An 11,968-nucleotide genomic window follows, 5' to 3' on the forward strand; every position below is an offset into this window, starting at 1 on the left:
AATCTTATAAGTGTAAGCAATATATCTTAAGTAGGGGGTAAAAAGAAATGCAAAAGAAATGGTCAAGACGTTTAATGATGATGCTTGCCGTTGGTTTAATATTTATTCTAGCAGCTTGCGGCGGCGATGATTCAGAAACAGAAGGAAATGAATCTACATCTGGAGATAATGAAAGCGGTTCAGCTGATGAGGTAGTTATCGACTTCATGCACCTATGGCCGGAAGGAAGTTCAAAACAGCACTATGAAATTGTAAACGAAATTATTGCTGAGTACGAAGAAGCAAATGAAGGTGTTACAATTCAAACAGAAATTCTTGGAAACGAGCAGTATAAAGAGAAAATTCGAGTACTATCCACTTCTAATGAATTACCAGACGTTGGAATGACTTGGGCTGCAGGATACTTAGTTCCTTACGTAGATGGAAATATGTTTGCACCACTTGATGACGTAATCGAAGGTCCATTAGCAGACCAATTCGTATCTGGAACAACAGAAGCATTTGCACTTGATGGCACAACATACGGTTTACCATTAGAGTTAAACATTACACCACTTTACTACAACAAACGTATCTTTGATGAAAACGGTGTAGAAGTACCAACAACTTACGAAGAATTAAAAACAGCAATCCAAACATTAGCAGATAACGGTGTAACTCCAATTACACTTGGTAATAAAGACAAATGGACAGGTTCTATGTGGTACATGTACCTAGCAGACAGAATCGGTGGTCCTGAAGTATTAAACAATGCAATCGATCGTTCTGGTAGCTTTGAAGATCCAGCTCTAATCGAAGCAGCTGCTGAAATTCAAGAACTAGTAGACATGGGTGCATTTGTAAACGGATATAATGGTTTAGGTAACGATGAAGCAAAAGGTTATTTCCTAAATGAGCAAGCAGCTATGTATCTAATGGCTACTTGGGATCTACCAGAATTCACAACGAATGAAGATAATCCACAGGAATTTAGAGATTCTGTTGAATACATGAAATTCCCAACTGTTGAAGGTGGAGAAGGAGACGAAAACAGCTTTGTTGGAGGTCCTGGTGTAGGATTATTCGTAGCTGAAGATTCTGATGTAAAAGATGAAGCAAAAGACTTTGTTGCATTCTTTGTAGAAAAGTGGGGAGAGCAGTCTGTTGAAAAAGCAGGGGTAATCCCGGCAACAAAAGTAGACACAGAAACACTTGATCTTCCAGAAATGTATATTGACGTATTGAATGACTTAAATGAGGCAACTAACTTAACTCTATATGCAGACGTACAAATGAGTGCTGCAGTTGCAGATGTTCACTTAGACATGATCCAAGCACTATTTGGAAATGCGGTGACACCTGAAGAGTTTGCTGAAAATCAAGAGAACGCATTAGCTGAAGAAGCTGGTGAGTAAGTAGATGCCGAGGAAAGGACATATTCCCAAGAAATATGTCCTTTTCTTTCACCATCTCCTATCTCAATAACGCTTGCTTATGGAAAAATTTGCAAAACAACAATGATACTACTCATGAATAATTTTTCTTTAATTACAAAAGTCTAGTAGGAGTAAAACATAAATAGAAGGAGCAATTCCTATGAAAAAAGTAATGTCGAACAAGCTGGTCATTGCGTTATATGTTCTACCGGCTCTCTTTTTGATAACGGCAGTTATCTATGGACCGATGATACTAACTGGATATTATGGTTTGATGGATTGGACCGGGATTGGGGAAATGACCTTTATAGGTTTGGATAACTATAAAGAATTAATTGTCGATGCAAGATTTTGGGATAGTGCATGGCATTCATTACTACTTGCAATTTTCTCGACACTTAGTTTAGCAGTATATCTAACTATCTCTCTTATATTGGCAGGGAATATTAAAGGATCAAATTTACTAAGAAAAATTTATCTAATTCCAATGCTTATGTCATCTGTTGCGATAGCACAACTTTGGATTAAGATTTATGACCCGAACAACGGTATGTTAAATAGCGTTTTGAAAATGTTCGGTGTTGAAAATCCGCCAGCATGGTTAGCAGATCCTAAATATGTATTAGCAGCTATTATCATTGCGATTTTATGGCAGTATGCAGGTTTCTATATCATTATTTACTATGCAGCTCTAAAAGGGGTTCCAACCGAACTAGAAGAAGCTGCGAAAATAGACGGTGCAACACCTTTACAAATTGCCTACAAAATTAAGGTACCTTTAATTGCAGGCGTTATTAAAGTGACAATTGTACTTGCGATTGTTGGTTCATTGAAATACTTCGATTTAATTTATGTTATGACAGGCGGGGGACCAAACGGTTCAAGTGAAGTTATCGCATCTTATATGTATAAAAAAGCATTTGATACGTACCAGTTTGGTTACGGTAGTGCAGTAGCTTTCTTCTTATTAATAATTACGCTTGTAGTAACATGGATTACACGAAAATTCACAGCGGACGACGAAGAAGTACAATATTAAGGAAGGGAAGATTCTGTTATGGCATCGACAACACAGCCTGTCGAAAAAAGAAGTATTGCTTCTAGAATCGGTATGGTTTTACTATATATAGCATTAGGAATCGTTGCGGTATTCCAAATATATCCGCTTATATGGCTCTTTATTTTCTCACTAAAAACAAACACAGAAGTATTTGGTAATTCACCATTTGCCTTGCCTGAAGATCCACGATGGGAAAACTATGTGCGTGCGTGGACCGATGGTAATATAGATATGTATTTCTTTAACAGTGTGTGGATAACAGCAGTTTCAGTTATTGCAACTGTTCTACTAGCAAGTTTTGCAACATTCGCAATTACGAGAATGAACTGGAAATTAAGTAAACCGGTATTAGGTTTGTTTATGATAGGTTTAATGGTACCGATCCATTCTGCCATCATTCCTTTATTCTCTTTCTACAACGATATGGGATTAATTAATCACCCATTATCACTGATTATTACGTATACAGCGTTTAACTTACCGATTACAATAATGATTTTACTTGGTTTCTATATAACACTTCCGAGAGAAATTGAAGAAGCGGCAGTAATGGACGGTGCTTCTATTCACCGTATGTTCTTCCAAATTACTTTGCCAATGACTTCACCAGTAATTGCAACAACTGCGATCATTAACATGATTTATAACTGGAACGAATTCGTTTTTGTTAACACGTTTATCAGTTCAGATAAATGGAAAACATTAACGGTAGGTATTAACAACTTCGTAGGACAATATTTAACAGACTGGGGAGCAATTGGTGCTACTTTAATTATTAGTATCGTTCCTATCCTAATTGCATTCCTAATTCTGAGTGACCGTATAGTAGAAGGTATTGCTGCGGGCTCAGTAAAAGGTTAATAAAAGGGTGAGAGATCCAATGATGGAGCGATTTCCGACATTGCAAAAGAAAATAGCACTTACTTTTGACGATGGCCCAGATCCAACTTATACGGAATCCATTCTTGAGATATTAGAGAGAGATAACGCAAAAGCAACCTTCTTTATGATTGGAGAACATATTGAGAAATATCCAAAGATTGCGAAGAAGGTTGCTTCTAAAGGACATGAGATAGGGAATCATACGTTTCATCATCGGCATTTAACAGAGCTAACGAAAAAAGAAATCGAAGAAGAGATAGCTCGAACAGATCAGAGTATTCGTAACGTAACAAATGAAGAAACCGTATCTTTTCGCCCGCCTTTCTTTGACTGGGACGACAAAGTAAATGAAGTAGTGAAACAATTTTCCTATCCTGTTATTAGCGCAACAAATCTCTCCGCAAAAGATTGGGAAAGTCCCGGGACAGATTGGATCGTTAATGAAACGAAGAAGCAAATAAAACCTGGTAGTATCTTCATTTTCCACGATGGTCTTGGTGAGAGGTCACAAACAGTAGAAGCTGTGGACCTATTATTAGGGGAATATGCAAGAGACTATCAGTTTGTTACAGTACGTGAGCTTCTAGAAGAATGAAAAAACAATTGGTTTTAAGCAACCAATTGTTTTTTATATTGTTCCTATGCACATTAGGGTAATAACTGATAGCGATAAGCTTTTGTAACGATTTCTGCTCGAGTTTTCGCATTGAGCTTTTTACCAATTGAAGCGATGTGTATCTTTACATCTTTTTCTGTTTTGTTTAAATGCTGAGCAATTAGTTGATCGGGATATTCCCTGGCGATTAAACGCACCATTTCTCTTTCTATACTAGAAAGATTGGCCTCTTTCAAAAACACCTTTCCATCACCTTTCATTTACGCTTTTACATGAGAGGATAAATTCGGGTATTTCATTTGAAAGTTAAATTCGTGAGGTTAGAAATACCTTCATAACAGTCTAAAGATATCTTCCTAAAATATCGTCGTTAAAGCATTTACAGTAAAACTTCAGGAATGATATTCAATTCCTTAGCTTTCCATATCATCTCTGTACGAGACTGTACACCCAGCTTTCCAAAAAGCTTCGTTAAATACCTTTCCACATTCCGTTTACTCATATGAAATTGAGTAGCAATTTCTTCATTACTATGGCCCTTAGCAACGTAATAAAGAATATTTTCTTCAAGCTCTGTTAGTTTAATATTCTTATCTTCTTCTAACGTAACTTCTTTTTCTACTCTTCTTAATTGCGCGAGTAATTCAATCGGAATAACAGCTAAACCTTCAACCGCAAGCCATATTGTACGGATTAATTGTTCTCTTGTATACGTTTTGCTAATAAAGCCTGCAACTCCTGCGTCAATTAAATAATTGAAATGGGTAGTTAAACTATGGATAGTGAAAATGAGAATTTTGGCATCCGCTTTTAGCTGCATCAGTTCTTTTGTCAGTTCAAGTCCATTTTTTTCAGGCATATTTAAATCAATTAAGTAGACGTCATAATTTTTTTCATTTATTCTAGCTTCATAATCCTTTAAAGATATAGCAAGATCAACAGAGAACTGTTCTTCGTTCTCTAATAGCTTTTTTGTACCCTCTCCTACGATAGGATGGTCATCAATCACGAGTATATCGATCACTATTATCACCTTGACTTTTATTAGATTGGTATACGAATATGAACAGATAATCCATTATTATTTGTAAACTGTATGCTGCCGTCTAAACTGTATACACGCTCCTCAATTCCTCTAATACCCATCTGTTTATAATCATTTTTATTCACTTCTTGTAAGCCTATCCCATCATCTTTATAAAGAATGAGTAATTCTCTGTTCTCACGACGAATGATAAGTTCAATATGGTTTGCTTGTGAATGCTTTGTCGCGTTGGTTAGTAATTCTTGTACGATTCGATATACAGCTAAAACATGGTCTTCACCTAAGTCTTTAAAAACATCTTCTCCCATGTTAACATCTAAAGCTATATTACAGCGAAGGCGGAACTTACTATATAGTTCGTCTAGGGCACTATCCAATCCGAATTCCGATAAAAAGGCTGGATAAAGCTCATGTAACGTCTCGCGGATCGTATAAATAATATCCAATATTTCTTCCTCAGCTTCTTGAAGCTGAAGTTGATGTTCCTTATTTGGTGTATTCGTTTGAATATCATGAATTTTTCGATTAAGAGAAATTAAATCCTGTAAGAAACTATCGTGTATGTCATTTGCTAACCGTCTATGCTCTTTTTCCGATATATTAAACAGTAGCTTAGACAACCATTTCGACTTTGAGCGCAAATTATTAAGCTCATTTATCGTGTCTTCAAGCTTCCGTATATTTTCCAAAGCAATACTAGTAAAATAAGCTAAAGCAGAAAGCCAATCGTTTTGTTGTGTACTCATAAGGGAAGTCTTTCTCGTTCTTTTACCTAAAATGGCGTAATAAAATTCTTGTTCTTCACCTACGATAATCATGAGATTCGTCTGATATTGAATTACTTGTCCAATCTTCAATGGGTTTTTCAAAATTTTCTTATTGAACTCAGCATCTAATTTATCATGTGAACATACTATTGGATGAAATTTGGATACAGATACTGTTGTCAGATTAGAGAGTTTAATCACTTCTCTTAATTCTCTTTGAGCACTTTTTAATATGTCATCCTTAGTCGTTAACTTTTTCAAAACCTCACTAAAGCGATATAAACTATTTGGATAGTTTTCGTAATCAACGAATAGGTTTGTCTTTAATGCACGATCTAAATATCCTTTAAAGGATAAAAATAAGATAATCGTGATAAAGGTAATGATAAAAAATCTTAAAATGCCTATAACTGTTTGATTTTGCTCAGCTAACAAATAAAAGCCACTGGTAATACATAGTGCAGGGACCAGGGAAATTAATGAGAAATAAGGCAGTCTGTTTAATGTTAACTTCATTTGATAAAGCTTGTCAGACGCTAATAAATAGAGATAAATAGCAGGCATAGTAATAATAAACATAGTAGCTATTTCAGCTTTAATTATCCCTTTGCCAAGTAATATATCAGGGATACCATAGAGTAAAACAAAAGGTGTTAGTGCAATTAAAAATGAATAAAACAACCATCTAAAACTGTCTTTTGCTTGAATACTTTTTATAGTTGTATAACCATTTAATAATATTAAAATAATGATAAGGACTATAAAGAGAAATGTAATCAGTAAAGAACTACGTGACAATGTTAAAGATAGGCTACTTAGTACACTACCTATGACAGCTAGAGAGTATAGAAAATAAATTACCTTTTTTGAAACCCATTTAAAATCTAACTCAGCGAAATAATGAAATATAAAATGGATAAATAGAACAGGTGCAAGCAAAAAAGTAATTGGTAGAAGCAGTTCACCACTCAGTATAAGCTTAGTGTTTAAGCTTGCACTTATATAACAGAAACTAATGACGTTAAACAAAATTATAAGAATAGATGTACTTTGCTTCTCAATTCTTTGTTTAATTAACAAATAAGAAAAAAGAAGGTTCATTAAAAAATAGGCTAGAGGGAAAACGAAATAGAAAATGTATTGAGCGGTAAGTGCTGTGCTGCCACTTATGTCATACGTTATGAGCTCTCCATCTCTTTTAACGGTAATTGTTTCCGCCTTTTCAATTCTAAAAAAATTAGAGGCTATTGCATTGTTATCAGGCGTTTCTCCGTCAATGAAAACAATTTCTTCCCCGTTAACAATTCCGCTATCCCAGCCCCAGCCTAGATCACTGAAACCGTCTGTTATATAAGTGTCCCCGTCCTTAGCTAGATGAATCCCAATATAAGGAGTGAGATTCTGATAAGCTAAGAACGAGAATAATAGTATAAATACTATTAGAAAGAAAGTATATTTCTTTCTTTGAATCATTTTGGATACCAATAGTCCAGTTCAGATAAGAATGGTTTCTTTAAAACTTCCATAATCGCTTTACTTTCTTGTTTGCTTACACCTAGTAGACTAGCTTTGCCTTCCTTTACTTTTTCCATCAAATCGGGATGCTGTGAAAGATACTGAATAGTTGCTTGCATCAATATGACCTCCTACTAATTTTTTTAAAATTATTTTAGCTTTTGGATGTATCGCTAAGGAGTCTATTTTTTTAGCAGCTTCTTCATAGAGAAGCTGAATTCTCACTTTGGTATACATAATTGCACCATAGTGTTCTAATTCTTCTAAAACACTATCTTTTGCTTGGAGTAGATGCTCATACGTAAGCTCACCACTATAATACTGCGAAATATAGTTAGTTTGACTTGAGTTTAGCATATATAGTGCTGGTAATGACCGCTTTTTCTGAGCTAAGTCACTCCGTGTTTCCAAAGCTTGTATGCCCTGAATATCGTTATTCATTTGAGCTATCATTCCTATTGCCTCACCATAGGATCTAACGATGTTTAGATGGTTGCATTTTGCATAGATTGCACCAGCTAAACAAGCGAGAGCAGTTAAGGAACCGGACTTATTACGAATCATTTCCATATAAGTAGCTTCATCTTGGATATGGTTTGTTAAGTCCTTGTGTTGCCCTTGAATAGACTTTGGCAGAAGTTCATGCACCATTTGTAGTACTTCCTTCGAATGGTCGCCGATCATTTTCAAACTCATCACGAGTAAACCACTGCAAATGTTTAACACGACTGCTTGGTTCTCTTTTCTCCAAGGCGCATCGTCATTGTCTTGATCCTCAAGGTCATCGTAGATATCTGCAGTTAAAATGATCATTTCAATTCCAGCTGCTAAAGAATAAATATCTTTGCGTGATCCATTGAATATAAAGTGGTGCAAGATGGTAAGTTCAGAAAATAGTAAATTACTAGTCTTATGTTGATATAATAAGAAGTTTTCTACTATTTGTAATATTTCTTTCTCAGAGAAGAATTCGCTACAATATTCTAATTGTTTTTGTAAGATAAATTCCTTCAATGGCATCCATCCAAGTTAGTTTTATTTATTTTTAGTATACAATGTTTAGGAAATTTGAGCTATACATGATGATAGATTCTATTGAGTAATTCATAGAGGTAAAAGAAACATCCGGAGCTGCAATACAATTAGGTAAAACGCAGCTCCAATTTAATTTTTTTCATAGAGGGGAGAATAAATTAAATGAAACTCAAGCTGTCAGTCGATTGGGGTAAATCGACTCATAAAGTTTTGCAAGATTTGGCATTTCAGCAATGTTTTTCGAGTGGTAACACACAGTAAAACTTTTTGGTCAGGGGGGAGTTACCATTCAAAAAAGACTGCTATTTTTACTAATGTTAATAACCACTAATAAGAGATAATGGTACTAGAAGAAACATTAAATGAAAATACCTACTTAGTAATCCCTCCTTTTCTTTTTTTAATGTTTCTGCTTACAATTTAATTCTACAATACGTATTAATGAATGTAACCGCCAAGTTATGTCGGTTAACCGCCAAGATTTGGCGGACAGCATTACTTTTTTGGTAATACTGTTGTAAATTGGCACTTAATTCGTCTGTTCCTCTTCTTTTTTCTTTAGAGCTTCTTGTTTTTCGGCAATTTTCATGAAAGCATGGTAGCAGGTACCCATGATAATAAAACCGAGAAAACTAGCGCCAAAGAAAAATAGTAACCCTGATAATGAAAACATAATATACGTAGAAACAACGATACCTAAAATCATTAATACATTGTGAAACGGATGAATCAGCATCACAAGAAAGGCGTTTTTCCATATATCTTTCATTTTAGCCTCATAGTGTACAAAAGCTGGGATTACATATAAAAGAGTTAAAGCGATAACGAGCATACCAAAATAGAGTGGTATTTTAGCCCACTGTGCAAATGTTGAGTCGTTCAATTGCATAAACTGTAGATTTATCCAGAACAAATAAGAAATGACAGCGAAAATTAATCCTATCCCATTTGCTTTCCAAAAGTCTTTTTTGAATAATTCCCAAAATGTTTTAAACACTGGTAAATCAACGTCTCCACGTAACCATTTCCGAATAATTGCAAACATCGCAACAGTAGCAGGAAATAGGCCAAAGACCCCTAAACCTAAAATAGTGAAAGCAATCCATAATAGATTGACATAAGCAAATCGGGTAATCCATTCTGTAACGGCAAATAAACCTTTCATTCTGCATTCTCCTGTCGACTATATCCTTTAAGATAATAATATTATTAAGTAATCATAATTAAAGCGATTACTTTTTTTGAAATAAAATTCTTCTTGTTTATTTTAACATATAAGTATCGGAAATTCGCATGGTAACCATTGGTTGACTAGTTGAAAAATCAAGCGTAAGATAATGAAAACACGTATAAGTTAGTTAATAGGGAACTAGCGTATCTACTTAGCAACCGTAAATTGCTAAACTATGTGGGGATAACCTCCTCGGTACGTGTGAAAATGAGAGGAGAAATAGAATGAGAAATACTAGACAACTTTTGAGGAAAACAGCATTAGGAGAGGAAAAGGCTGATATTGTTATTCAAAATGGTACATTAGTGAATGTTATCACTCGAGAGCTACAGGACAATATAGATGTAGCAATTAAAAATAACCATATCGCTTTTATTGGTAAGGCAGATCATCTTATCGATAGCAAAACGAAAGTTATTGACGCGAAAGACAAATATATAGCTCCAGGGTTGATGGACGGACATATGCATGTGGAAAGTACGATGCTAACCGTCACAGAATTTTCAAAGGCGGCTTTACTAAAGGGAACCACGTCCATATTTATGGATCCTCATGAAATAGCGAATGTGTTAGGTACAGAAGGTGTTCGGTTAATGCATGAGGAAGGGAAAAACACTCCACTTCGAGTATTTACTACGTTTCCTTCTTGTGTACCAGCTACGAACGGTTTAGAGGATGCAGGTAGTGAATTAACAGCAGAAGATATTGAAGAAGGTCTTACATGGGACGGTGTAGTAGGACTGGGAGAGGTAATGAATTTCCCTGGTGTTGTCTACGATGATCCGAAAATGATTGATGAAATAGAAGCTACGATTGCTAAAAATAAAACGGTTACGGGACATTTTCCAGATGGAACACCCGAAATGCTTCAAGCTTATATTGCATCTGGAGTAGATTCCTGTCATGAAACCGTCACAAGAGAACAAGGATTAGAAAAAGCACGATTAGGTATGCATATACAAATTCGTGAAGGTTCGGCATGGCATGATGTAAAAGAAGTGATAAAAGTTATTACAGAAGACGAGATTGATTCAACGAACATATCCTTAGTAACAGACGACGTTTATCCTCAAACTTTAATGGAAAAAGGTCATTTGAATCATGTAGTAAGGAGAGCGATTGAGGAAGGTGTCGATCCTGTTGAAGCGATACAGCTTGGAACTATTAATACTGCTCGTTATTATCACTTAGATAAAGAACTAGGAAGTATTACGCCGGGTAAATTAGCGGATATTATTTTGATAGATGATTTAAATGAAATGGAACCATCAACGGTTATTGCAAATGGACAAGTCGTTGTAGTGAATCATGAACTAGTTGCTTCTTATACTCCAGCTAGTTATCCAGAGTCGGTAAAACAAACGGTAAATATACAGCGACCACTTACACCAACAGACTTCTCACTTACTACAAAAAAGGAAGAGTTTGTTGAAGTGAATGGTATTAAAGTAATTGAAAACAGTGCGCGGACGGAAAAAATGATCGCCAAGCTTCCTGTTGTGAATGGTGTTGTGCAGATGGATATGGAACAAGATATCGTTCAACTGGCTTGTATCGATCGTCACCACCAGTCAGGAGATATTTCCCTAGGCTTTGTCCAAGGTTTCTCATTGAAAAAAGGAGCTGTTGCCTCCACTGTTGCTCACGATAGCCATAACTTACTAGTGATGGGAACAAATCAAGAGGATATGGCATTTGCAGCAAATGAATTAGCGAAAACAGGCGGAGGTATGATTGCAGTTTTGGATGGCCGTGTTTTAGCACATGTTTCAATGCCAATCGCTGGTTTAATGTCTGATCAATCTTTAGAGACTGTGGTCGAGCAAGTTCAACAATTAGAGCAAGCTTGGAAGGAGCTCGGTTCTCCATTACATGCACCTTTTATGACATTCTCATTAGTAGCATTACCAGTAATACCTGAAGTGAGAATTTCTAATAGAGGACTAGTAGACGTAACTACCTTTGAATTAATCGATGTGATAAGGAAATAAGTATAAAGCAAGAGGCTAGGACAGAAGTATTCTATTATAGTAGATACCGAACGATTCGATAGAATTCGTTCGGTACCTACGCTTTTTTTATAATTACTTCGCTAAAACACTTCGCTTTCCGCAGGCAACGCTTCAACTAATTTCATAAGTTTATTAAAAACTTATGAAATGGATTTTCAGCTGTTGCTTTTTCTGCAGGAGTCTCGTGTTTGACTACGTAATTTATAAAACAGCATTTTATTGTTTGTCTTTGGTGATTTAAAATTGAATTTGGTCCAGCTTTTTGCTTTTTTAAAAAAAATATATTTATTTGAATGAATTTCATAATTCCCAGCCCTTGTGTGGCAAGGGCTTAAAAACATAAAAAAGGAAGCACCTCCCCAAATCTTGTATAATGGTAGTTGACCAAAA

The 11,968-nt window shown here is 35.5% G+C and carries 12 protein-coding genes and 1 riboswitch; of the genes, 5 read left to right on the plus strand and 7 right to left on the minus strand.

The window, feature by feature from the left end; translation table 11 throughout:
• Window positions 1–47 precede the first annotated feature (47 nt).
• The 4 genes from GGQ92_RS06615 (at window position 48) to GGQ92_RS06630 (ending at window position 3,952) form a co-directional block, all read left to right on the plus strand.
• Window positions 48–1,394 (plus strand): ABC transporter substrate-binding protein, encoded by a 1,347-nt coding sequence (locus tag GGQ92_RS06615; RefSeq protein ID WP_184245943.1) that lies wholly within the window; start codon window positions 48–50, stop codon window positions 1,392–1,394.
• A gap of 181 nt (window positions 1,395–1,575) precedes the next feature.
• Entirely contained in the window at window positions 1,576–2,454 is an 879-nt protein-coding gene (locus tag GGQ92_RS06620) for a carbohydrate ABC transporter permease (RefSeq protein WP_184245946.1), read from the plus strand.
• 18 nt (window positions 2,455–2,472) lie between these two features.
• The gene (locus GGQ92_RS06625; protein ID WP_184245949.1) at window positions 2,473–3,336 is read left to right on the plus strand and encodes a carbohydrate ABC transporter permease; all 864 of its coding nucleotides are present in this window, start codon (window positions 2,473–2,475) and stop codon (window positions 3,334–3,336) included.
• Between the two features lie 19 nt (window positions 3,337–3,355).
• Complete coding sequence (locus tag GGQ92_RS06630; RefSeq protein ID WP_184245952.1) at window positions 3,356–3,952, plus strand: polysaccharide deacetylase family protein; 597 nt, start codon at window positions 3,356–3,358, stop codon at window positions 3,950–3,952.
• A gap of 53 nt (window positions 3,953–4,005) precedes the next feature.
• Here the strand turns inward: GGQ92_RS06630 and GGQ92_RS06635 are convergent, their stop codons facing one another.
• From GGQ92_RS06635 to GGQ92_RS06660, 6 genes are all read right to left on the minus strand, one after another.
• Window positions 4,006–4,215, minus strand: coding sequence for a LuxR C-terminal-related transcriptional regulator (locus tag GGQ92_RS06635; protein WP_184245955.1), 210 nt, complete (start codon window positions 4,213–4,215; stop codon window positions 4,006–4,008).
• 137 nt (window positions 4,216–4,352) lie between these two features.
• Complete coding sequence (locus tag GGQ92_RS06640; protein WP_184245958.1) at window positions 4,353–4,997, minus strand: response regulator; 645 nt, start codon at window positions 4,995–4,997, stop codon at window positions 4,353–4,355.
• 20 nt (window positions 4,998–5,017) lie between these two features.
• Window positions 5,018–7,258 (minus strand): sensor histidine kinase, encoded by a 2,241-nt coding sequence (locus GGQ92_RS06645; RefSeq protein ID WP_184245961.1) that lies wholly within the window; start codon window positions 7,256–7,258, stop codon window positions 5,018–5,020.
• On the minus strand, window positions 7,255–7,419 hold the full coding sequence (gene comX, locus GGQ92_RS06650) for a competence pheromone ComX (RefSeq protein WP_184245964.1): 165 nt from the start codon (window positions 7,417–7,419) through the stop codon (window positions 7,255–7,257). Before comX ends, GGQ92_RS06645 begins: the two co-directional genes overlap by 4 nt.
• Entirely contained in the window at window positions 7,349–8,314 is a 966-nt protein-coding gene (locus GGQ92_RS06655; protein ID WP_184245966.1) for a polyprenyl synthetase family protein, read from the minus strand. The genes comX and GGQ92_RS06655 overlap by 71 nt, the downstream gene beginning before the upstream one ends.
• 550 nt (window positions 8,315–8,864) lie before the next feature.
• Entirely contained in the window at window positions 8,865–9,500 is a 636-nt protein-coding gene (locus tag GGQ92_RS06660) for a YesL family protein (RefSeq protein WP_184245968.1), read from the minus strand.
• Window positions 9,501–9,660: 160 nt separating this feature from the next.
• Window positions 9,661–9,762, plus strand: a riboswitch (purine riboswitch).
• A 28-nt stretch (window positions 9,763–9,790) separates the two neighbouring features.
• Between GGQ92_RS06660 and ade the strand changes: the two genes are divergently transcribed.
• On the plus strand, window positions 9,791–11,557 hold the full coding sequence (ade, locus tag GGQ92_RS06665; protein WP_184245970.1) for an adenine deaminase: 1,767 nt from the start codon (window positions 9,791–9,793) through the stop codon (window positions 11,555–11,557).
• Between the two features lie 176 nt (window positions 11,558–11,733).
• Here ade and GGQ92_RS16285 read toward each other — a convergent pair.
• On the minus strand, window positions 11,734–11,968 hold a 235-nt coding region (locus tag GGQ92_RS16285), incomplete at its 5' end, for a hypothetical protein (RefSeq protein ID WP_221437250.1).

The sequence above is a fragment of the Gracilibacillus halotolerans genome, from assembly GCF_014206945.1.
In the GTDB taxonomy this organism is placed as follows: Bacteria; Bacillota; Bacilli; order Bacillales; family Amphibacillaceae; genus Gracilibacillus; species Gracilibacillus halotolerans.